The sequence below is a fragment of the Pseudomonas sp. NPDC088890 genome (assembly GCF_044900155.1).
Taxonomy (GTDB): domain Bacteria; phylum Pseudomonadota; class Gammaproteobacteria; order Pseudomonadales; family Pseudomonadaceae; genus Aquipseudomonas; species Aquipseudomonas urmiensis.
Map to the genome: position 1 here is coordinate 201229 of NZ_JBJDNG010000007.1, position 21520 is coordinate 222748.

The following is a 21520-nucleotide window of genomic DNA, read 5'->3' on the forward strand; positions in this document are numbered from 1 at the left end:
TCCTGTGAATGACGACCGCGGTAGTGGGCGATCACGATGGAGAGAATCCTATAGAACCATCGAATAGCTGATAAGTCGGTAAAAATGCACTAGTTTGTCCTACTGATGGAACAATGGGCTTTCACATGCAAGATCTCAACGACCTGTTCTACTTTGCCCGCGTGGTCGAGGCTGGCGGCTTTGCCGCCGCCGGCCGCCAACTGGGTATCCCCAAATCGCGCCTGTCGCGGCGTATCGCCGAGCTGGAGGAGCGCCTGGGCACCCGTTTGCTGCAACGCACCACGCGTCAACTCAAGCTGACGGCGGTGGGCGAGCGCTATCTGCATCACTGCCAGGCCATGCTGCTGGAAGCGGAGATGGCTGATGAAGCCGTCGCCAGCATGACCAGTGAGCCGCGCGGGCGCTTGCGGGTGTCGTGCCCGGTGGCCTTGGCGCATGCCTTTCTCCCGGAGGTGATCAGCCGTTTTCTCGAGTTGCACCCGCTGGTGCAGTTGGACATGGTCCTGCTCAATCGCCGGGTCGACCTGATTTCCGAAGGCATCGACGTGGCCCTGCGGGTGCGCGACCTGGGCGACGAGGACCCGGCCTTGGTCACCCGCCGCTTGCGCCAGGCGCAGATGCATCTGGTTGCCGCGCCAGGCTTTGCCGACGACATCCGTGAGCCTTCGCAGCTGGCCAGCCTACCGGTGTTGGGCGCGGCCGAGGCTGATCGATTGGTGCACCTGCGCTTGTTTGGCCCTGGTGGGCGCCAGCAGGACCTGGCCTTGGAGCCGCGCCTGGCCATCGATGACTTTGTCGTACGCAAGGCCTCGGTGCTGGCCGGGCTGGGCTTCACAGCGCTGCCGAGCATGTACTGCGAACAAGAGCTGGAGCGCGGTGAGTTGGTGCGCCTGTTGCCCGATTGGTCATTGCCGGGCGGCTGGCTGCAGGCGGTGTACCCACACCGGCGGGGCGTGCTGCCGGCGGTGCGGGTGTGGATCGACCATCTGGCGGCCTCGTTCGAGGCCTGTGGAGAGCGTTATGTCTGAGCAACGCATGAGCCCTGAGCAGGTGGCCGAGTTTTGCCTGGGCCTGCCAGGAGCGCGAGAAGACTACAAGTGGGGTGGGATCCGGGTGTTCTCAGTGGCCGGCAACAAGATGTTTGCCGTGCTCGACCTGGCGGGTGCGGGGTTGTCGTTCAAGGTCGATGACGAGCTGTTCCTGGGGTATGTCGACCTCCCGGGCGTGCGCCCGGCTCCCTACTTGGCCAGGGCCCGCTGGATCAGCATGGCCCCGCCCTACCCCATGGGCCGAACCCAGCTGTGCGATCTGCTGCAGCGTTCCCACCAGTTGGTGGTGCAGCGCCTGCCCAAACGATTGCGCCTTGGCCTGCTTATCTGAACAACGGCGCTACCGCCGCGCCTAGCCAGCGCCCTTGCAGCGCCAGGTGATCGAACCAGAACAGCTGGTGCACGGCGACGATGGCCCAGAAGCTCAGCTGATAGGAGGCCTTGCGCGTCTTGTGCCGAAACAGCTGCTGGGCCAGCAATGCGCCGGGCCAGCCGCCGCACAGTTCGCTGGCATGCAGGACCTTTTCCGGCGTGCGCCAGGCCTGGCTGCGGGCCTGCTGTTTGTCCTGCCAATAGAGCATGAGGCTGATCAAGCTGACAGCTGGATAGGCCGCCAGTGGCAACCACGACTGCCCACTCCAGGCCATCTGCGCCGCACCCAGGCCAGGCATCAGGCACAGGACGGCGAGAACCAGCAGCTTCAGGCGTGCATTGCGCACGCCCTCTTGCCCGCCATTGCCGCGCCTGGCCGCAGTGTGCGTACGCGCCATGTCAGCCTTGCGCCGTCGCCCAGTCGACCCAGCCGAACTGCCAGGTCGCCAGGATGATCAGGCCAAAGACGATGCGGTACCAGGCGAAGGCCGCATAGCTGTGGTTGGCGATGAACTTGAGCAGCGCCCGCACGGCGATCATGGCGAAGATGAACGACACCACGAAACCGATGGCGAATACCGGCAGATCGGCCGGCTGGAACAGCTCCCGGTATTTGTAGCCCGAGTACACCGCAGCGCCCACCATGGTTGGCATGGCCAGGAAGAACGAGAACTCGGTCGCGGCCTTGCGCGACAAGCCAAACAGCAAACCGCCGATGATGGTCGAGCCGGAACGCGAAGTCCCTGGGATCATCGCCACACACTGCACCAGGCCGATCTTCAGCGCGTGGCTCCAGTGCATGTCATCGACATGGTCGACCTCGATACGATGCTCACGCCGCTCGGCCCAGAGCATGATCACCCCGCCCACGACCAAGGCGGCCGCCACGGTAATCGGGTTGAACAGGTACTCGTGGATGTAGTCGGCGAACAGCACGCCCAGCACCACTGCCGGCATGAACGCGACCAGCAGGTTGGCCGTGAAGCGTCGCGCCGGCGCTTGGCTGGACAGCCCCAGCACCACATCGAAGATCTTGCGGCGGAACTCCCACACCACTGCCAGGATCGCGCCCAGCTGGATGATGATGTTGAACGCCATGGCCCGCTCGCCACCAAAACCGATCAGGTCAGCGACGATGATCTGGTGCCCGGTACTGGAGATCGGCAGGAACTCTGTCAGTCCTTCGACGACGCCTAAGATGATTGCCTGAAAGGCACTCCAAAAATCCATCATTCCCCCGATGGGACGCAGCTCGTGGCACGCCCCTTGTTCTTGATTTACTGGTGATTGCCGCACGCGGCCCGGCAGTTTTACAGCGACTGCCAGGCGCAATGCCAGTTGAATTGTTCCAGATGCCTAAAGGTTTCATCCAAAGCGGCCGAGATGCTATCAGAGCAGCCCGCCGAAGGCTCGCGCGCAAACATCATGGATTGTCCTGCCGGACACCTAGCCATTGGTCGACTGGGGGAGCAACGGCAAAGCATGCTTGGATGCATCTCAATAACAAGAACAACGCGGGAGTAGCTTATAAATGAAGACCTTGAGGTCGATGTCGATCAGCCGCCGCTTGTGGCTGATCCTGCTAGTGGCAGTGGCGATGTTGCTGGTACTGGGGTTGCTGATGCTGCGCCAGATCCATGCTGACCTGTACCGAGCCAAGGCCGAGAAGACCCACCATGTGGTCGAAACCGCAGCGGGGGTGCTGGCCTACTACCAAAGCCTGGAAGCCAACGGTACGCTCACCCGCGACGCCGCCCAGCAGCAAGCCCTGCAAGTGGTGCGCGGCCTGCGCTACGACCAGAACGACTACTTCTGGATCAACGACCTGGCGCCGAAGATGATCATGCACCCGGCCAACCCCAAGCTCGATGGCCAGGACCTGGCGGCCATCCGTGACCCGGATGGTTTTGCCGTGTTCAACGAAATGGTCGCCCTGGCCCGCAGCCAGGGCGCCGGGCCCGTCGACTACCGCTGGCCTAAGCCGGGTGCCAGCGAGCCGGTGGCCAAGACCTCATACATCCAGCTGTTCAAGCCTTGGGGGTGGATCATCGGTTCGGGGGTGTACGTCGATGACGTGCAGGCCGAGTTCGCCCGCCAGGTTCGCGATGCCTGCCTGTTGGGCCTGGGTATCGCCCTGTTGATGGGGCTGCTGGTGATGCTGATCGCCCGTAGCATTGCCCGCCCGTTGCAGGAAGCGGTACAGGCCATGGGCATTATCGCCAGTGGCGAAAGCGACCTGAGCCAGCGCCTGGACACCCATGGTCGCGACGAGATCACCCACCTGGGCGAGCACTTCAACCGCTTCAACGGCAAGCTGCAGGGGGTGGTTGGTCAATTGCAGGGCACCGCCCACGCCTTGGCCCAATCGGCCGCCCATGTCGGCGACAACGCCGGCCAAGCCCAAGAGCGCAGCGCCCAACAGTCGTTGCAGATGGATCAGGTCGCGACAGCGGTCAATGAGGTTACCTATGCCGTCCAGGACGTGGCCAAGAACGCTGAGCAGGCAGCCAGCGAGATGCGCGCCGCGCAGGAGCAGGTCAGCCATGGCCAACAGGCGATCCACGGCAGCTTGCAGCAGATCGACCGGTTGTCTGCCACCATCGATCAAGCGGTCCAGGTCATTCGTGAACTGGCCGGGCACAGCACCAAGATCGGCGGCGTGCTGGAGGTGATTCGCTCGATTGCCGAACAGACCAACCTGCTGGCCTTGAACGCCGCCATTGAAGCCGCCCGAGCCGGCGAGCAAGGCCGCGGCTTTGCGGTGGTAGCCGATGAAGTGCGCCTGCTGGCCCAGCGCAGCGCGCAATCGACCGCCGAAATCCAGACCATGATCGAGCACCTGCAAGGCCAGTCGGAAGCGGCGGTGCGGGCCATCGACACCAGCAGCGAGGCGTCGCGCCAGACCGTCGAGCAAGCCCGAGAAGCAGGCACCAGCCTGGATGCCATCAGCCAGGTACTGCACAACCTCACGGCACTGAACGCGTCTATCGCCAGCGCTACCTTGCAGCAGTCGCATGTGGTCGAGGAGATCAACCGCAATGTGACCGAGACGGCCGGACTGTCGCTGCAAACGGCCGAAGCGGCGCGCCAATCGACGGATTCGGGAATGGCGCTGGCACGCCTGAGCGAGGAACTGGAGCAGTTGTTGAAGCAGTTCAGGGTGTAACAGCGTGGGCAGAGGTCGCCGCTGCCGACCTCTTCGCAGGCAAGCCCGCGCCTACAGGGTTGGTGTCGTTCGCAGCAATTGCGCGCGACACACCCTGTGGGTTTACCCGCGTCGAAGCCCGCACTGAGCCCTACTCCTGTCCGCCCCCACAGGCTACAATCGCGCCCTTTCCCTGCCCCCAAGGATCGCCGATGTCCGGCCTTGAACTGATCGCCGCCGTGCTCGGCGTCATTGCCGTGTGGCTCACCGTCAAGCAAAACCCTTGGTGCTGGCCGATCGGCCTGGTGATGGTGACCCTCTATGGCTGGTTCTTCTACGAGGTGAAGCTGTACTCGGGGATGCTCTTGCAGGCCACCTACGCCCTGCTGCAGCTCTATGGCTGGTGGCAATGGACGCGTCCCGAGCGGGTCGAGGATGCCCGCCAGGTATCGCGCCTGGCGCGCCGACAGATACTCGCCGGGCTGGCCGTGGGCCTGCTGTTGAGTATGGCGCTAGGCGCAGCCATGGCGCATTGGACCGATGCCGCCCTGCCCTGGCTGGACGCTACCCTGACCGGTTTCAGCCTGGTCGCACAGGTGTGGATGGCCCAAAAGCGCGTGCAATGCTGGCCGCTGTGGCTGGTGGTCGATGTGGTCTATGTCGGCCAATACCTGCACCAGCAGCTGTACTTCACCGCCGGATTGTTCGTCGTGCTCACCGTGATCGCGGTGCGTGGTTGGCTGGAGTGGCGCCGTGACCCGGCGCTGGGCAACGCATGAAGGTCCTGGTGTTGTGCGGTCCGGAGTCCAGCGGCAAGAGCTGGCTCAGCAGTGAGATCCAGGCGCACTTTGGTGGTGAACTGGTCGGCGAATACGTGCGTCATTTTATCGACGAGCAAGGGCGCGATACCTGCTACGCCGATATTCCGGCGATCGCTCGCGGTCAACTGGCCTGGGAAGACGCCGCGCGCGCCCATCAGCCTGAGTTGTTGATCCTCGACACCCACCTGTTGAGCAACCTGCTGTGGAGCCGGGCACTGTTCAACGATTGTCCGGCATGGATCGAGCAAGCACTGCTTGAACGCCACTACGATCTGCACCTGCTGCTCGACCCGCAGGGCGTCAGTTGGGTCGGTGATGGTCAGCGCTGTCAGCCCGATTTGCGCGAACGCCAGGCGTTCTTCAGCGACAGCCATGCCTGGCTGCAGCGCCATCAGCAGCCAGTGCAGGTGATTGGCGGTGATTGGCCGCAGCGCAGCGCTGCCGTGCTCGCTGCGGTGCAGCGTTTACTGAACGGCAAAGCCGCAGCGTGCCCCACCGAGTGTTAAGCCGCTGATACATCTCACTGGGCCATAGTCCCCGCAGTTGGGCCTCCCTCGCCAGTTATGGGCCTAGTGTTAAGCCGGTAATACACCCCCGGTAAAGCCCGCTCAGGCGCTGCCCGTGCTGGGCTGCGCGGGTATTTCAGGAAAAATTGTCTCAACGCTGATACAGCAAAATCCCGGCGCGCCCCATTCGCCCGCACAAGTTGTTGATTGCACTGCAATAAGCAAAACCGGCACAGCATCTGCTCTATTCCTCGCAACGCTGACTAGGACCAGCGCTCTGAAGAAGGAATTGCCATCGTGGGGAAATTCGATAAAGGCATCTATCGCCTGCTGCTGCTCAGTTGTGCCCTGGCGCCCAGTCTCAGTCTGCCAGTCCAAGCCGAAAACGGGGTTATCGTGATCACCCGCGATGTGCAGCCGCGCAACGCCATGCGCCCACCGCTGATCCCCGATCCAAGCCCCGTCACCGTCAATACCAATCCTTCGGCTCACATTCTCAAGCAAACCAACGAGCTCAGCGATGGCGACTTTGCCGGTATCAGCAGCGGTTCTGGCATCAGCACCATGATCACCCAACAAACCAACAACCTGGGCGGGCAGATCAACAACCAGAACCAGTTGCCCAACCTGGCCGGTGGACGCGCTTCAGGCTCGGGCAATGGCATCTCCAACATGGTCAACTCGAACGTCCAGCGTGGCATGGGCGCGCTGAAGATCCTCGGCGGAGGCCAATGAGATGAAGCACACGCTGCTGATTCTGGCCAGCCTTTGCAGTGCATCGGCCTTTGCCCAAGGCCCCATCATCGACACCGCCACCATTGACCGTTCCGGTGCGCAGTACCAGGGCAATCTAAGCGTCAACCAGGCGGCCGGCGACCTCCAGCAACAAGCCAACGCCCGCGCCTTCGCCATTGGTCATAACGCCAGCGCTACCACCCAGATTCGCCAACGCCTGCGCAGCGAGGTCGACCCTTCGCGCGATGCCAAGTCGAGCATCCAGGGCGATGCCTTCAGCAACGGCACTGGCGCGCTGGGCGTCAACCAGAGCGCGGGGGCCAGCAACCAGCAGGCCAACGCATTGCGCATCAGCATTAGTGCGCAACCGCAAACCATTGATGACAGCGTCCTGCTGCAACAGAACGTGGCGCTGATCAATAACTCCGATGCAACTGCCTCTGCACCCGGCTATCGCCAGATCACCACGAGTGACCAGGCCTTCACCGGTAGTCGTGGGGTGATCCAGTTGAATCAGAGCGCCGGGGTGGGAAACCGAACGGCCAACACCCTGAGCGTCCGGGTCGCGGACTGACCCACAGGTAATAACAACACTTAACCTAAAATAAAGTACGGAGAATCACCATGAAACCCTCGATGGCAATCAAGCCTCTGGTTTTCGCAATTGCTGCGATCATGGCTGTAGCTGTACAAGCTGACGATAGGCGTGGCAACGGCCACAACAATGGCCATAACAACGGTCACAACAACGGCAACAACAACCCTCGTCCGATCATCATCCCAATCAGCGCCACTGCCGAAGCTACCGATCGTCAAAGCAGTACCGGCAACCGCATCTGGAACGAAGGGACTGTCAACGAAGCTGAAATGAGCAGCTCTGCCGAAGGCGCCGCAGGCAACGTCGGGGTCAACGTGGCAGCCGGTAACGGCAACCAACAAGACAACGCCGCCGCCATCGCCAACGCGGCCTCCGACTCAAGCCTGGATAACAGCTTCGTGTTTGGCACCGCCACTGCCACTGCCGACGTCCGCCAGGTCAGCAACAACAACCGGGTCACCAACTGGTCCACCCAAAGCTCTGCGGTCATGAGCGGATCAGCCAGCGGCGCCAACGGCAACGTGGGTGTCAACATCGCCAGTGGCGACCTCAACCAACAGAAAAACACCATGGCCATTGCTAACACCAATGCGCCCATTGGCAACGCCGTGGCCACCGCTTCTGCCAACCAAAGTGGCCCTGGTCTGACCGTCAACAACTATGCCGATCGTGAAACCCGGCTGGATACGCTGACCCTGACCAAGACTTCGAGCGGCTCGTTCTCGCGCGAAGGCACCTTCGAGTCCAGCGACAATCGCAGCTCGTCTTCGAGCGGCAGTGTCAGCGGCTCGAAAAACTCGGCGTCCAGTGGCTCCAACAGCTGGAGTGCCAGCGGATCCAACAGCATGACTGCCAGCGGCTCCAACAGCATGACCGCCAGTGGGTCCAACAGCTCCAGCGCCAGCGGTTCAGGCAGCGCCAACGCCAGTGGTTCCAACAGCGCCAGTGCCAACGGTTCGGCTAGCGGCAGCGCCAGCTCGAGCTCTAGCGCTTCGCTGGACGCTACCTTGACCGCCGCAGCCGAGTCTACCCGGTCGACTACCGTCAACAACGGCTTTGGCGATCGCACTCGCAGCCAGAGTGCCAGCGGATCGCTTGACGCTTCGTTGAATGCGTCGATCGATACGTCGCATGAAAGCGCGTATGACGCTTCGTTCGAGAAGTCGTTCGACTCCTCGTTCGACAGGTCTCGTGACTACTCCTACGACAGGGCGCGTGATTCTTCGTACGACAAGTCGCGTGACTCGTCGTACAACAAGGCACGTGACTCTTCGTACGATAAGTCTCGTGAGTCCTCGTACGACAAGACCGCCTCCAGCTCGTTCGAGAAGTCCTACGAGAAGGCCAACGAGTCTTCGAAAGACATTTCGAAGAGCTACAGCGAAGCCAACTCGTATGAGCTGAGCAACACCATCTCGTACCAAGTGTTGACTCCAATTGGCTGGGCTAACCCTGTGACCAACACTGCAACCCTGAGCGGTTCGGTGAATGGCGGCAGCGGCAACCTGGGCGTCAACGTGGCCTCTGGTGTCGGCAACCAGCAAAGCAACTCGCTGGCCATCTCCAACACCTCGTTCTAAGTACTGTGGCCTGAGGCCCCCTTCGGGGGGCCTTTTTCAGCATCCGCAGGGGGACGTCGAACATGCGCATTATCGCCTTGGCGCTGTTGCTTTGCCTGGCAAGCCAAGCAGAAGCCGCGCAAATGCCACTTTCCGTTTTGCCGGGTGGCGCGGTGATATTCAAACCCATCCAGAGTGTGCGCGAACGCAAGTTCGCCGATCTGGTGCAACAGAAAACCGACTTCAGTTGTGGCGCCGCCGCGCTGGCGACCATCTTGCGCCAAGCCTATTGGCTGGACGTCGATGAACAGCAGATCATCGAGGGCATGCTGGCCAACGCCGATCAGGATCTGGTCCGCGTGCAGGGTTTTTCCATGCTCGACATGAAACGCTACGTGGAAACCCTAGGCATGCGCGCCCGCGGCTACCGGGTAGCCGTCGACACCTTGCACAGTATCCGTATTCCCGTGGTGGTCCTGATGGACATCCGCGGCTACAAGCATTTTGTGGTCATGCAAAAAGTCGACAACGGCTGGGTGTATATCGGTGATCCGGTACTGGGTCACAAACGCTTCAAAGTCGAAGACTTCATCAAAGGCTGGAACGGCATCATCTTTGCCATCATCGGCCAGGGGTACGACAAGAGCAATGCCTTGCTCGACCCGCCCATTCCGCTGACCGTCAAAGGTCGCATCAACAACTTCACCCCGGTGCAAGACGCAGAGTTGATGGATTTCGGATTCATCCAAAGCGACTTCTTCTAATAATGACAAGGGAGCACCACGCTCCGGGAGCATCCAATGAAGACTTCAACCTGGCTAGCCGTGGTGTGCCTGGCCGCCAGCCTGCCGCTCCAGGCGGAGACGTTCAAACCCATTGAGCTGAAGGATCAGGAGCTGGCCAACTTGCGCGGGCGCTATGTCATGCCAGGGCGAATCATCAGTTTCGGGGTTGTCATGACCAGCACCTGGCAAAATGCCAACGGCGAAGTGATTGGCGCCACCTCGTCGATGCAGATCCAGCAATCGACCATCAAGCCGCAGTTCTACGTGTCGATGATCAACCAAAAAGGCAGCGGCACCCCGCGTGGCCAAGGCCCCGGCACGGGCAGCGTAACCGGCGGCAAGGGGCTCAATAGCACCGAAGGCGTGACCCAGATCGTGCGGGCCGCCGGCGACCATAACCTGGCCTACAACGGCGTTGATATCAATGTCAGCAAAGGCGACAAAGCGCCCACCACGCAGCCCCAGGGCGAGGCCTTGGCCGCTGGCAGCAAAGTACTCGGAGCCAATGCTGCTGGCGCGCTGAGCGTGTCCTCGAGCGGCACCGGCGTGCAACTGAACATCAATGCCAACAATAACCAGGGCAGCACCTTCCAACGCCTGGGCCAAGGTGGGCTGATGCAGAACACCACGTTGCTCGGCGCCGGCAATCAGGTCAGAAACCTCACTTCGCTCAATGTCGTGCTGCGTGACAACGTCTCGGCAGCCGGGTCGGTGAGCGGCAACCTAGACCAGCTCAAAGGCCTTCGTACTCTCGGATTCTGATCTACGCTCTGTCTCATCAAATGTAGTCAGAAGGGACGGCTAACCCATGCACCGATCGTTAACCTTCAGAGCTATCGTCTGTTTGGGTAGCCTGACTCCAGCCGCATTGCTCTATGCAGCACCCGACCCTCAAGTCGAAGCCCTAAAACAAGAACTGATGGAGTTGAAACAACGTTACGAAGCCCAGCAACACGCGCTGATGGTGCTTGAACAGCGCGTTCGCCAGGTTGAGGAAGCACCCGCAACCCCTGCACCCAAGCGCCTGACCAAATCCCCTGCCGAAACCGTACGGGGCGGCCAGAGCGTTGCCGCAGGCGCGCCAGGCACTAGCGGCAGCTCATACGGCCAGTCGCTCAAGGAAGATTCCGAACCTGCGCAAAGCGTATCGAACCTGTATGACGAGGCCAGTGGCTTCTTTGGCGGCGGCAAGTTCAGCGTCGAAACCGGCCTGACCTACACCCACTACGATACCCGAGCCCTGGTGCTCAATGGTTTCCTGGCGCTGGACTCGATATTCCTCGGCAATATCAACCTTGACCGGATCAAGGCCGATAACTGGACCTTGGACCTGACGGCGCGCTACAACCTGGACCAGCGCTGGCAATTCGACGTCAACGTACCGGTGGTCTACCGCGAATCCACCTACTCATCTGGCGGCGCCGGTGGCGCAGGCCCTGTCACCTCCGATGCCACCGTCACCCGCGACCCGACCATTGGCGATGTCAACTTCGGGGTCGCCTACAAATTCCTCGATGAGTCGGAAAACTGGCCCGATGCGGTGGCTACCCTGCGGGTCAAGGCACCTACCGGTAAAGACCCCTATGGCATCAAGCTGGTCAACGACCCGACCAACGATAACCTTTCGGTGCCGGAGAGCCTGCCGACCGGCAATGGTGTCTGGTCGATCACCCCGGGTATCTCGCTGGTCAAGACCTTCGACCCGGCGGTGCTGTTTGCCAGCTTGTCCTACACCTACAACATGCAGGACTCGTTCAGCGACATCAGCCCGCAGGTCAACAGTAAAGTCGCAGGGGACGTGAAGCTCGGTGACTCCTGGCAGATCGGCGCCGGTATTGCCTTTGCCTTGAACGAAAAAATGAGTATGTCGTTCTCGGTGTCCGACCAATTTGCCAGCAAGAGCAAGATCAAACCCGATGGCGGCGACTGGCAGGACGTGCCCAACAGCGACTACAACGCGGCAAACTTCAACATCGGCATGACCTTCGCCGCAACCGACAACCTGACCATCGTGCCTAACCTGTCGATTGGCCTGACCGACGACTCGCCGGACTTCTCCTTCAGCCTGAAATTCCCTTATTACTTCTGAGTTTGCCAAAGGCACGGACCTGCTCGGCGGGTCCGTCTTTTGGTAACCAGGCTTGTAGCCAACCGCTTTCCTGACCCTGGCCTGTTATCATCGAGCACGGATGTGTGACGTTTTAATGGCAATAAGGAAAGTTTTCGTGAAAAACCTGTTCGGCCACCCGCGGACCCGGCTTGTCGCCCTGGCGACCCTGGTGCTGGTGCTTCCACTGGGTGCGCGTGCCCTGCTGGGCTGGTCCAACCCGCTCGGCTACTTGTCGGACCTCGCCCTGGGCAGCCTGCTGGTGCTGCTGCTGTTGCGTCGCCCATGGTGGCTGGCCTTGCCGGTGCTGCTGGCATGGGCTGCGCTGTGGGTGGCCTCGGCCGAGCTGGTGAGCGCGGTGGGCCGACTGCCGAACAGTGCCGACCTGGGTTATCTGTTCGACCCGCAGTTCATGGAAAACTCCACCGGCGGCGGCTTGGCCCACCCCTGGCTGCCAGCCGTGCTCGGCGCCGGCCTGCTGGCGTGGCTGATCAGCGCCTGGCGCAGCCGGGCACAGCCGCTAGCCGCGCTACCGCGCGTGGCGCTGGCGGTACCGCTCATGCTGTTCGGCCTGCATTGGGCGAGCCAGCACCTGGCCCCTTCCGACGCCGACCAGTGGCGTCAGTACAACCTCTCGCACCAACTGTTGTCGGCCGGGGTGGGCAACCTGCAGCGCCAGGCTCAGGGCTGGCTGGGCCAGACTCAGGCAGTTACCCCGTTACCCAGTGTTGGCCTGACCCAGTCTGACCTTAGCGGCCAGAAACTGTTGGCCGCTGCGGGGCAGGCGCGCAACCTGCTGGTAATTACCCTCGAAGGCATTCCCGGCGCCTATGTGCAAGCCAACCGTGAAGCCCTCGATAGCCGCTTCGACGAAGCGTTGATGCCCAAGCTCAGCCGGTGGGCCGAGCGCGGCATGAACACTCCCGACTACGTGCTGCACACCCATCAGACCATCCGCGGCCTGTATGCCATGCTCTGCGGCGACTACGACAAATTGGCCAACGGCACCCCCAAGGGCGTCGAACTGCTCACCCAGAACCAGCGCAACCAGGCCTGCCTGCCCGCTCAGCTACGTCAGGCGGGGTTCACCACCCACTACCTGCAAGGCGCCGGGCTGCGCTTCATGGCCAAGGACCGCATCATGCCGCACATCGGCTTTGACTCGGTGCATGGCCTGGAGTGGTTCAGCAATGCCAACTACCTGGAGTTCCCCTGGGGCAAGGATGACCGCGCCTTTTTCGAAGGTGCACTGGACTACATCGGTCAACTCGGCAAGCAGGATCAACCTTGGATGTTGACCCTGCTGACCGTTGGCACCCACCAGCCCTACTCGGCACCCGAGCAGTACTTGCAACGCTACGACACCCCCAAACAAGCGGCGGTCGCCTATCTGGATGACGCCATTGGTGCGTTCCTCGATAGCCTGGAGCGCCAGGGCGTGCTCAAGGACACCCTGGTGGTGGTCACCTCCGATGAGTCCCACGGCATCGATGGCGTGCGCCTGGCCTCCTCTTGGGGCTTCAACCTCACCCTGGCCCCGGAGCAGGCCGAACTCCCCCGAGTCAAACGTGGCACCTATGGCCATATCGACTTGGCCGCCTCCTTGCTCGACTACTTCGCCCTGCCGATTCCCGATGCGTTGGGCGGGCGCTCGCTGTACCGCGACTATGACAGCGGCCGGGAAATGATCGCCTACACCAATGGCATGCTGCGCTACCACAACGGCCAGGGGGTATTTACCGAATGCGATTTCCAGCAGCGCTGTCGCCGCTACGCCAGCGAGGGCTTCATTGCCGACCAGGCCAAGTACCTCGGCCCTGGGCAAGCTGCCGTCGGCGAGCAGATCAGCGCCCTGGCCGGCGTCCTCGATCAGTCGCTGTTGCGCACACCGCTTAACCTGCGTTACCAATTCGGCGGGCCCTCGCCGATCCAATTGCAGGCACGCATTCACGATGACTGGGCGGACAACCTGATTGGCGCGCAGTACCTGGAGATGCCTGAAGGCTCGCATACCCGCGTGCGGGTGAAGGTGCGTTCACTTGACCCGCAGCGCACTGCGCACATCCAGCTCAAGGCCAAGGAACTGGAACAGGATGTGCCGCTGGGGTTGCCGGATGAAATCCTGGTCACTGCCGATCAGCCACTGGACATGGAGTTCAGCTTCGACAACCCCAACATGCGCAAGGCGTTCTCCTTCCATCTGCTGGGCTATGGTGGCGGTGAGGTCGAGGTGAGTGACTTCAGCGTAATTACCGCGTTGCCTGGGGATGAAGAGCCAGCCGAAGAGCTCTCAGATGGGCATATCGCGCAGTCGAGTTGACCGATCAGCCCTGTTGAGTCAGTGCCGCCCAGGCGCCAGGCACTGAGATACCTAGCGAATCTGATGTTTGTGCAGCAGGCGATAGAACGTCGGCCGCGAAACACCCAAGACCTTCGCCGCGATACTCAGGTTATCACTGTGCCGGTTAAGCACATCGCACAGTGCCTGGCGCTCGGCGCGGTGCTTGTAATCCTCCAGTGTGCCCAGCGGCTGATCCTCCTGCTCGACCACCTGCAAACCCAGGTCCTGCGCTTCGATCTGCCGCCCCTCTGCCAGGACCAAGCCACGCCGCACCCGATTGGCCAGCTCGCGCACATTACCTGGCCAGTCGTGGCGGCCCATGGCGGCCAAGGCATTGTCACTGAAGGTACGCGGCCTGCGTCCGGTCTCCAGGCTATAGAAGTGCGAGAAATGGTTGGCCAGCATCGACAGGTCACCATGCCGATCACGCAGAGGGGCGGTCACCACCTGCAGCACGTTGAGCCGGTAGTACAAGTCTTCTCGAAAACGCCCATGCTCGATGGCCTTTTCCAAGTCCACGTGGGTCGCCGCCAACACCCGCACATCGACCGGAATCGGCTGGCTGCCACCGACCCGTTCAATGTGTTTTTCCTGTAGAAAACGCAGCAGATTTGCCTGCAGCTCCAACGGCAGGTCGCCCACCTCGTCAAGGAACAGCGTGCCATCATGGGCCGCCTCGATCCGGCCTAGCTTGCGCTGGTGAGCGCCGGTAAACGCGCCCTTCTCATGCCCGAACAGTTCGGACTGGATCAGGTGTTCAGGGATGGCACCGCAGTTGATCGCGATAAACGGCTTTTCGCGCCGGTGCGACTGGCGATGCAGCGTGCGCGCCACCAACTCCTTGCCGGTGCCGCTTTCTCCACGAATCAGCACAGGTGATTCGGTGGGCGCCAACTTGCCGAGCAACTTGCGCAACTCACGGATGGGCCGGCTTTCCCCGAGCAATTCGTGCTCAGGCTCGTCTACCTTGACTGCGCCTTTGCCGCGCAGGCGCGCCATGCCGAAGGCCCGCCCCAGGGTTACCTGCACCCGGGAGACGTCAAATGGCAGGGTATGGAAGTCAAAAAACCACTCGCAGACGAAGTCGCCTACGTTCTGCATGCGCAGTTCCTCGGCGCTGAGCACTGCGATCCACTCGGTATTACTGCGCTTGATCATGTCCTTGACCGCCTCGGGATGGCGCAGATGCGAGGCCTGCAAGCGCAGCAAACCGACATCACAGGGGTGCTCCAGTGCCGAGCCCAGGGTGCAGCCGTGAACGTCCCAGCCGGCGCTACGCAAGCCAGGCAATAGACGGAGGCAGTCGTCGCAAGGGTCGACGATCAACAAGCGGCGTTGCGGTGCGGGTTCTAGCATGACCGTTCCTTGGCGCCAATGATTGGTTTTTTTCGTAGAAACAGTAAGTTGCAGCGCCCGAATTAACAGTAGCAACGAAAGCGTCAGAACCCCCTACCGTTTGTCTGCCAGTTAACGGCATGTTCTAGCCGTACGGGAATTTTATTTAGTTGTCGGCGTCACACGCCGGATAGCCCGCCGCTAAAACCAGGCGCGGATAAAAAATTTCAACTGCCATGTGACTTCAACCCGGCCCCGGAGCATCAGTACCAATAACCCCGCGCTGCGTAACTTAACTTTTCAGCCTCGCGGACTTACTTTCGCTGTTTGGGACCAAAGAGAGACCGAACCATGAATGCCCCGCTCCGTGTCAACGAAGCACTGCTGATCGCCGACCACGCCTTCGAACCGTTCCAGTGCGTAGCCTGGGATGCACCCAACGGTACTGGTGAGCTAAGCCTGGCAGTGATCGACCGGACCAGCACGCGTATCGGCGCCAAGCAAGTCTCCTCACGTATTTACTCCGACCCTGCCCAGTGGGCCAGCTTGATCGAAGAAGTACGCGCCGAGCTGTGTGAAAAAGGTTATGACCTGCAACCCTGGTCGATGCCCAAGTAAGCCTACTTCGCCTGTAAGTGCGTGTTAAACCACGCACTTACAGCAACTTCCATCGACTAACTTCTGCGCGTGCGACATTGGGTCGCACAACAGCGAGTTATATCAATTCAGTCGTTTTAACCGGTCGATATGTTGATAGTCGGCCTGCAGCTGCGCGGCCAACAACTGCGCACGCCCCAGCCGCACTGGCGCCAATTCCATGTCGACCAAGCAGGTCGCACAGGGCATTGGCAGTACTGGCTGCCAGTGTTGCAGACGCCCATCGGTAAACACCAGGCAGCGCTGCAACTCGTGGGGATGGCGTTTACGCCGTAGCTGCAACCAGTCCCGCGCCTGCTCCAGGGCCGCGATCAATGGCGTTCCACCACCGGCGCCCAGTGCGTTTAACCATGGCTGCAGCGCCGCCGAGGCCTTCAGGCCGTGCCGTTGCCATTGCGGGCCACGGCCACTGGCGGTGAGCAAGGCTAGCCGGGCGCGCTGGCGATAAGCTTGATCGAACAACTGCGCCAACAACCCTTTGGTCTGGGCCAACGCCTGATGACGCCGGGTCGAAGCCGACGCATCGACAATCACCAGCCACAGCTCTGGCTGCTGGGCCTGGCGCTGCTGCCAGGCCAAGTCTCGACGCAGGCGGGGCTTGCCTTTGAGCAGGGTCGGTAACCAGGCGACCCGCCCTGACGCAGCACTGCGACCACGTCCACGCGGGGCGCCTGTCAATTTGCCGACGCGGGGTCTGGCATCCGCCGCCGCAGCGTTGGGCTGGCGGATGCTCAGGGCTTTTTTGCCCAGTTCGGCACCTCGCGCCGCGGGCCAGCTGCTACCGGTTGTGGCGGTAGCGCTCCCCAGTCACCCTGGCCACCCTCAGGCTTGCTATCGACACCATCAGCAGCGGGCGCTGCACTTGGCGGATTGGCGGCCAGCGCTTCTCGCCGACGATGGCGCAGGGCGAATTCTGCGACGGCGTCGACATCCTGCTCTTCGATAGCCTCACTGCCGCGCCAGGCAGCATGGGCACGCGCCGCGCGCAACCAGACCAGGTCAGCGCGCAGGCCATCCACTCCAGCAGCAAAACAACGCTCGGTAATCCAGGCCAACGCTTGGTCATCCAAGGCAATCTGCTCAAGCCGCTGGCGAGCGTTCTGGCAACGCTCGCGCAGCTGCGCCTGAGCGCTTGCCCACTGGGCGCAGAACGCCTGCGGATCGCTGTCGAACGCCAGACGCCGGCGAATGATCTGCTGACGCGCCGCAGGCTCGGGCAGGCCATCGAGGGAAACATTCAAGCCGAAGCGGTCGAGCAATTGCGGACGTAGTTCACCCTCCTCCGGGTTCATCGTGCCGATCAGCACGAAACGGGCGTCGTGCCGATGGGAGATGCCGTCGCGCTCGATGCGGTTGGTGCCACTGGCGGCGACATCCAGCAGCAGGTCCACCAGAGGATCAGGCAGCAGATTGACCTCATCGACGTACAACACGCCGCCATTGGCATGGGCCAGCACTCCTGGGGAAAACTGGGCCTTGCCCTGCCCCAGTGCGGCATCCAGATCCAAGGTGCCGACCAGGCGCTCTTCAGTCGCCCCCAGTGGCAAGGTGACGAACGGCGGGCTGTGCTCGGCATTGCCCAGCAAGTCGGCCAGGCCACGGGCCAAGGTACTTTTGGCCATGCCACGCGGGCCTTCGATCAGCACGCCGCCAATCTTGGGGTCGATCGCGGTCAGGCACAGGGCCAGTTTGAGCGGCTCGGCGCCGACTACGGCGGCCAGGGGAAATTGCACGGGTTCAGTCATTTAACGAATCTTCCTCGCCCTCGAGCAGCTGCTCTTCGAGGGCTTCGCGGTACGCGCCCGGCTCTTGCCAGAGGCCCCTTTGCTGGGCTTCAAGCAGCCGCTCGGTGAGGTCGCGCAGGGCTTCTGGGTTGTGCTCACGCATAAAGTCACGGGTCGCTGGATCGAGCACATAGGCCTCGGCCAGCGACTGATAATGATGGTCGTCGATCAGGTGCGTGGTGGCGTCGAAGGCGAACAGGTTGTCCACCGTGGCGGCCAATTCGAAGGCGCCCTTGTAACCATGACGCTTGGCGCCGTCGATCCACTTCGGGTTCAGCGCGCGGGCACGGATCACCCGATTCAGCTCTTCCTTGAGGGTGCGGATGCGCGGCCGATCGACCTGGCTGTGATCACCGTGATAACTGGCCACTGTCGAGCCAGCCAAGGTCTCGGCCGCTGCCAGCATGCCGCCCTGGAACTGGTAGTAGTCATTGGAGTCAAGCAGGTCGTGCTCGTGGTTGTCCTGGTTCTGCAACACGGCCTGGACCTGGCCCAGCCGTGTAGCGAACTGGGCGCGGGCCGGGGTGCCCTCGTCAGCGCCACCATAGGCATAGCCACCGTGGTTGAGATAAACCTCGGCCAAGTCTTCGCGGCCCTGCCACAAGCGCCCGTCGATGGCATTCTGCACCCCGGCGCCATAGGCACCAGGCTTGGCCCCGAACACCCGCCAACCGGCCTGTCGCGCCGCCTGTTCGGCGTCAACGCCTTGCGCTTGCAACGCTTCTCGCTCCGCTCGCACGCGCGCCGCCAGGGGGTTGAGGTCGGCGGGCTCATCGAGCGCTGCCACCGCCTGCACCCCGGCATCGAAAAGGCGGATCAGGTTGCCGAACGCATCACGGAAAAACCCGGAAACCCGCAAGGTGACGTCCACCCGTGGCCGGTCAAGCAGGCTCAAGGGCAGGATTTCGAAATCATCGACCCGCTGACTGCCGGTGGCCCAGACCGGACGCACGCCCATCAAGGCCATGGCCTGGGCAATGTCGTCACCGCCGGTACGCATGGTGGCCGTGCCCCAGACCGACAGCCCCAGCTGGCGCAGGTGATCGCCGTGCTCCTGCAGGTGCCGCTCCAGAATCAGGTTGGCCGAGGCAAAGCCCAGCCGCCAGGCCGTGGTGGTGGGCAAGTTGCGCACATCCACCGTGTAGAAGTTGCGCCCAGTGGGCAATACGTCCAGGCGCCCGCGGCTGGGCGCGCCACTGGGGCCTGCTGGCACGAAGCGGCCTGCAAGCGCCGCGAGCAGGCCGTCAAGCTCGGCCGCGCCACAGGCGTCGAGGTTCGGCGCTACCGAGTCGACCAGCTCACGCAGCACCGCGTTGACCCCTTGCCATTGCGCATCGGCGCCAAGCGTCAGTTGCCCCGCCAGCGCCTGCTCGATCAGCGCCAGGGCCAGATGCTCGAGCCGCTCACGGGTATCACCCTGGGTACGCCATGGGCTTTCACCGAGCGCCTGCAACAGCGGCGGCCGTGGCCCTTGCCAGGCCAGGCCAAGATCGCAGTCCAGCGGATCGAAGCCCAGCGCCAGGGCTTGGGCCAGGGCCCGGATCAGGCTGGCATTGCCGCCCTTGCCATCGCCGCGGGCAACCCGCAGCAACGCCAATAGGGTATCAATGCGCAAGCGCCCCTCGGGCGACTGGCCGAACACATGCAAGCCATCGCGAATCTGCGACTCCTTCAAGTCGCAAAGGTAGGTGTCAAGGCGTGGCAACCAGATGGCGGCGTCATCCAGCTGGCCTTCTAGCTGCAATTCACGGTCGATGTGGTTGGCTTTGAGCAGCTCGAGGATGTCCCGCTGCAGCTCACGCGCCCGGCGCGGGTCGAGCAACTGGGCTTCGTAGTATTCGTCGGCCAACTGCTCCAAATGACGCAACGGGCCATAGGTCTCGGCGCGGGTCAGCGGCGGCATCAGGTGGTCGATGATCACCGCCTGGGTCCGGCGCTTGGCCTGGGCGCCCTCACCCGGGTCATTGACGATGAACGGATAGATGTTCGGCAGCGGCCCCAGCAGCGCATCCGGCCAGCACTGCGCCGACAGGCCGACGCCCTTGCCAGGCAGCCATTCGAGGTTGCCATGCTTGCCGACATGGATCACCGCGTCGGCTGCATAGGCATGGCGCAACCAGAAGTGAAAGGCCAGGTAGCCGTGCGGTGGGACCAAGTCGGGGTCGTGATACACCGCGCTCGGATCGACCTGATAACCCCGCGCAGGCTGGATCCCGACGAAGGTCAGGCCGAAACGCAAACCCGCTACCATCAGCCGCCCGCTGCGGAACATGGGATCTTGTTCCGGTGGCCCCCAACGCTCGAGCACCGCCTGCTGATTGGCCTCGGGCAAGCGGGCGAACGCCTGCTGGTAATCGGCCAGGCTCAAGCTCTGTGCGCAAGGGCGTTGATCGAGGTGATCCAGGTCGTTGGTGACGCCACCCAACAGCTGATGAATCAGCGCGGTGCCCGTTTCAGGCAATTCCCCTAGCGGATAGCCCTCGGTCCGCAGCGCCTGCAAGATGTTCAGCGCAGCCGCCGGCGTATCCAGGCCTACGCCATTGCCAATGCGACCGTCGCGGGTCGGATAGTTGGCCAGCACCAGGGCGACGCGTTTCTGCCCATTGGGCAAACGCGCCAGTTCAACCCAGCGCCTGGCCAGTTCGGCAACGAAGTCCATCCGCTCCGGGTGGGCGCGGTAGCAGACCACATCCGCTTGGCTGCGCTCGCTGCGCCAGGCCAAGTCCTTGAAGCTGACCGGGCGGGTGATGATCCGCCCATCGAGTTCCGGCAAGGCAATGTGCATGGCCAAATCGCGCGCGCCCAGGCCCTGCTCGCTGGTTTCCCAGCCCTGCTGGTTGTCCTGGGCGCAAATGGCTTGCAACACCGGCACATCACGGCGTAACGGCCGCAGGTTGGGCTGCTCGGGGCTGGACAAGGCGAAACCGGTGGTATTGATCACCACTTCGGCCTCGACCTCATCCATCCAGGCCTCGACCTGATCGAGGCAGCCGCGCTCTTTCAGGCTGGCGACCGCGATCGGTAGCGGGTTCAGGCCCGCGGCCTGCAAGCGCTGGCAAAATACGTCGATGAACGCGGTATTGGCCGCCTGCAAATGTGAGCGATAGAACAGCAGCGGCGCCACCGGCTGGAGCGGGTCCCAATCAGCGAACCAGTCGCTTGGCTGGGCACTGGCCTTGTGCGGGTGGTAGACCGCGGTGCGCGGCAGCGGCTGCGGCTCGTCCCAGGGGTAATCACGCTCAAGCCACAGGCTGGCCAGGCAATTGAACAGGTTCAGCGCATTGGCCTTACCGCCCTGGCGCAAATAGTGCCAAAGCCGTTCGGCCTGTGCTGCCGGCACTGTGCTCAGGTCGGTCAACTGCGGGTCGGGACGATCATCGCCGGGCACCAGGATCAGTTGCACGCCGCGACGGGCCAACTCGACCAACTGTTCGACCCCGTAGCGCCAATAGCCCACCCCACCGTGCAGCGATAGCAGAATCACCTTCGCGTGGCGCAGCACCTGGTCGACATACAGATCGACCGAGGCATGGTTCTGCACCTGCATCGGGTTGGCCAGGCGCACGCTGGGGTAGTCGCCGGGCAACTGCTCGGCGGTGTCCGCCAGCAGCGCCAGGTGCGAATCACCGCTGCAGAGAATCACCAGTTCGGCCGGGGTCTGGCCGAGGTCGGCGATGCTGTCGTCCGGCACGAAGCCGCCGGGCTGGGTCCGCAGCAAGTGCATGG

19 protein-coding genes and 1 pseudogene are annotated in these 21520 nt (G+C 62.5%); 14 read left to right on the plus strand and 6 right to left on the minus strand.

Annotated elements, in window-relative coordinates; translation table 11 throughout:
• The first annotated feature begins 125 nt into the window (after positions 1–125).
• On the plus strand, positions 126–1028 hold the full coding sequence (locus ACI2JX_RS16820; RefSeq protein ID WP_404690552.1) for a LysR substrate-binding domain-containing protein: 903 nt from the start codon (positions 126–128) through the stop codon (positions 1026–1028).
• Positions 1021–1380 (plus strand): MmcQ/YjbR family DNA-binding protein, encoded by a 360-nt coding sequence (locus ACI2JX_RS16825; protein ID WP_368972362.1) that lies wholly within the window; start codon positions 1021–1023, stop codon positions 1378–1380. Before ACI2JX_RS16820 ends, ACI2JX_RS16825 begins: the two co-directional genes overlap by 8 nt.
• Here the strand turns inward: ACI2JX_RS16825 and ACI2JX_RS16830 are convergent.
• Together ACI2JX_RS16830 and ACI2JX_RS16835 are read right to left on the minus strand one after the other, a co-directional pair.
• The gene (locus ACI2JX_RS16830) at positions 1373–1819 is read right to left on the minus strand and encodes a DUF1294 domain-containing protein (protein WP_264232617.1); all 447 of its coding nucleotides are present in this window, start codon (positions 1817–1819) and stop codon (positions 1373–1375) included. The two genes, ACI2JX_RS16825 and ACI2JX_RS16830, sit on opposite strands and share 8 nt — an antisense overlap.
• 1 nt (position 1820) lies before the next feature.
• Positions 1821–2651, minus strand: coding sequence for an undecaprenyl-diphosphate phosphatase (locus ACI2JX_RS16835; RefSeq protein WP_186554337.1), 831 nt, complete (start codon positions 2649–2651; stop codon positions 1821–1823).
• A gap of 391 nt (positions 2652–3042) precedes the next feature.
• Between ACI2JX_RS16835 and ACI2JX_RS16840 the strand changes: the two are divergent.
• From ACI2JX_RS16840 to ACI2JX_RS16890, 11 genes and pseudogenes are all read left to right on the plus strand, one after another.
• A pseudogene (locus tag ACI2JX_RS16840) lies at positions 3043–3714 on the plus strand (cache domain-containing protein); the annotation flags it as partial.
• 138 nt (positions 3715–3852) lie between these two features.
• On the plus strand, positions 3853–4587 hold the full coding sequence (locus ACI2JX_RS16845; protein ID WP_372353276.1) for a methyl-accepting chemotaxis protein: 735 nt from the start codon (positions 3853–3855) through the stop codon (positions 4585–4587).
• 191 nt (positions 4588–4778) lie between these two features.
• Positions 4779–5345: a nicotinamide riboside transporter PnuC gene (gene pnuC / locus ACI2JX_RS16850; RefSeq protein WP_264232615.1), complete on the plus strand. Its 567-nt coding sequence runs from the start codon at positions 4779–4781 to the stop codon at positions 5343–5345.
• Entirely contained in the window at positions 5342–5893 is a 552-nt protein-coding gene (locus ACI2JX_RS16855; RefSeq protein ID WP_186554334.1) for an AAA family ATPase, read from the plus strand. Before pnuC ends, ACI2JX_RS16855 begins: the two co-directional genes overlap by 4 nt.
• Before the next feature lie 297 nt (positions 5894–6190).
• Positions 6191–6628, plus strand: a complete 438-nt coding sequence (locus ACI2JX_RS16860; RefSeq protein WP_264232613.1) for a hypothetical protein — start codon at positions 6191–6193, stop codon at positions 6626–6628.
• Position 6629: 1 nt separating this feature from the next.
• On the plus strand, positions 6630–7202 hold the full coding sequence (locus ACI2JX_RS16865; RefSeq protein ID WP_264232611.1) for an adhesin: 573 nt from the start codon (positions 6630–6632) through the stop codon (positions 7200–7202).
• A 50-nt stretch (positions 7203–7252) separates the two neighbouring features.
• Positions 7253–8806 (plus strand): heme utilization protein, encoded by a 1554-nt coding sequence (locus tag ACI2JX_RS16870; protein WP_186554331.1) that lies wholly within the window; start codon positions 7253–7255, stop codon positions 8804–8806.
• A gap of 62 nt (positions 8807–8868) precedes the next feature.
• Complete coding sequence (locus ACI2JX_RS16875; RefSeq protein ID WP_186554330.1) at positions 8869–9549, plus strand: C39 family peptidase; 681 nt, start codon at positions 8869–8871, stop codon at positions 9547–9549.
• A 36-nt stretch (positions 9550–9585) separates the two neighbouring features.
• On the plus strand, positions 9586–10332 hold the full coding sequence (locus ACI2JX_RS16880; RefSeq protein ID WP_404690553.1) for a hypothetical protein: 747 nt from the start codon (positions 9586–9588) through the stop codon (positions 10330–10332).
• Positions 10333–10378: 46 nt separating this feature from the next.
• The gene (locus ACI2JX_RS16885) at positions 10379–11659 is read left to right on the plus strand and encodes a hypothetical protein (protein WP_404690554.1); all 1281 of its coding nucleotides are present in this window, start codon (positions 10379–10381) and stop codon (positions 11657–11659) included.
• A gap of 136 nt (positions 11660–11795) precedes the next feature.
• Entirely contained in the window at positions 11796–13997 is a 2202-nt protein-coding gene (locus ACI2JX_RS16890; RefSeq protein ID WP_404690555.1) for an LTA synthase family protein, read from the plus strand.
• 51 nt (positions 13998–14048) lie between these two features.
• Here the strand turns inward: ACI2JX_RS16890 and ACI2JX_RS16895 are convergent, their stop codons facing one another.
• The gene (locus ACI2JX_RS16895) at positions 14049–15374 is read right to left on the minus strand and encodes a sigma 54-interacting transcriptional regulator (protein WP_368972199.1); all 1326 of its coding nucleotides are present in this window, start codon (positions 15372–15374) and stop codon (positions 14049–14051) included.
• A gap of 330 nt (positions 15375–15704) precedes the next feature.
• On the opposite strand from ACI2JX_RS16895, the gene ACI2JX_RS16900 reads away from it, so the two are divergent.
• A complete protein-coding gene (locus ACI2JX_RS16900; protein ID WP_003247923.1) occupies positions 15705–15971 on the plus strand; it encodes a hypothetical protein in 267 nt (88 codons plus the stop codon).
• A gap of 102 nt (positions 15972–16073) precedes the next feature.
• Here the strand turns inward: ACI2JX_RS16900 and ACI2JX_RS16905 are convergent, their stop codons facing one another.
• The 3 genes from ACI2JX_RS16905 to cobN are packed head-to-tail and all read right to left on the minus strand — an operon-like array spanning position 16074 to position 21518.
• Entirely contained in the window at positions 16074–16688 is a 615-nt protein-coding gene (locus ACI2JX_RS16905; protein ID WP_404690556.1) for a VWA domain-containing protein, read from the minus strand.
• A 53-nt stretch (positions 16689–16741) separates the two neighbouring features.
• Positions 16742–17755, minus strand: coding sequence for an ATP-binding protein (locus ACI2JX_RS16910; protein ID WP_368972201.1), 1014 nt, complete (start codon positions 17753–17755; stop codon positions 16742–16744).
• Positions 17748–21518: a cobaltochelatase subunit CobN gene (gene cobN / locus ACI2JX_RS16915; protein WP_404690557.1), complete on the minus strand. Its 3771-nt coding sequence runs from the start codon at positions 21516–21518 to the stop codon at positions 17748–17750. Before cobN ends, ACI2JX_RS16910 begins: the two co-directional genes overlap by 8 nt.
• Positions 21519–21520: the final 2 nt, after the last annotated feature.

What these genes read in the sequence shown, in the direction of transcription:
- ACI2JX_RS16865 (WP_264232611.1), top strand. Translation starts at nt 6,630, where the DNA reads ATGAAGCACACGCTGCTGATTCTGGCCAGCCTTTGCAGTGCATCGGCC.
- ACI2JX_RS16870 (WP_186554331.1), top strand. Translation starts at nt 7,253, where the DNA reads ATGAAACCCTCGATGGCAATCAAGCCTCTGGTTTTCGCAATTGCTGCG.
- ACI2JX_RS16895 (WP_368972199.1), bottom strand. Translation starts at nt 15,374, where the DNA reads ATGCTAGAACCCGCACCGCAACGCCGCTTGTTGATCGTCGACCCTTGC.
- ACI2JX_RS16875 (WP_186554330.1), top strand. Translation starts at nt 8,869, where the DNA reads ATGCGCATTATCGCCTTGGCGCTGTTGCTTTGCCTGGCAAGCCAAGCA.
- ACI2JX_RS16845 (WP_372353276.1), top strand. Translation starts at nt 3,853, where the DNA reads ATGGATCAGGTCGCGACAGCGGTCAATGAGGTTACCTATGCCGTCCAG.
- ACI2JX_RS16910 (WP_368972201.1), bottom strand. Translation starts at nt 17,755, where the DNA reads ATGACTGAACCCGTGCAATTTCCCCTGGCCGCCGTAGTCGGCGCCGAG.
- ACI2JX_RS16885 (WP_404690554.1), top strand. Translation starts at nt 10,379, where the DNA reads ATGCACCGATCGTTAACCTTCAGAGCTATCGTCTGTTTGGGTAGCCTG.
- ACI2JX_RS16825 (WP_368972362.1), top strand. Translation starts at nt 1,021, where the DNA reads ATGTCTGAGCAACGCATGAGCCCTGAGCAGGTGGCCGAGTTTTGCCTG.
- ACI2JX_RS16855 (WP_186554334.1), top strand. Translation starts at nt 5,342, where the DNA reads ATGAAGGTCCTGGTGTTGTGCGGTCCGGAGTCCAGCGGCAAGAGCTGG.
- cobN (WP_404690557.1), bottom strand. Translation starts at nt 21,518, where the DNA reads ATGCACTTGCTGCGGACCCAGCCCGGCGGCTTCGTGCCGGACGACAGC.
- ACI2JX_RS16880 (WP_404690553.1), top strand. Translation starts at nt 9,586, where the DNA reads ATGAAGACTTCAACCTGGCTAGCCGTGGTGTGCCTGGCCGCCAGCCTG.
- ACI2JX_RS16820 (WP_404690552.1), top strand. Translation starts at nt 126, where the DNA reads ATGCAAGATCTCAACGACCTGTTCTACTTTGCCCGCGTGGTCGAGGCT.
- pnuC (WP_264232615.1), top strand. Translation starts at nt 4,779, where the DNA reads ATGTCCGGCCTTGAACTGATCGCCGCCGTGCTCGGCGTCATTGCCGTG.
- ACI2JX_RS16835 (WP_186554337.1), bottom strand. Translation starts at nt 2,651, where the DNA reads ATGGATTTTTGGAGTGCCTTTCAGGCAATCATCTTAGGCGTCGTCGAA.
- ACI2JX_RS16830 (WP_264232617.1), bottom strand. Translation starts at nt 1,819, where the DNA reads ATGGCGCGTACGCACACTGCGGCCAGGCGCGGCAATGGCGGGCAAGAG.
- ACI2JX_RS16900 (WP_003247923.1), top strand. Translation starts at nt 15,705, where the DNA reads ATGAATGCCCCGCTCCGTGTCAACGAAGCACTGCTGATCGCCGACCAC.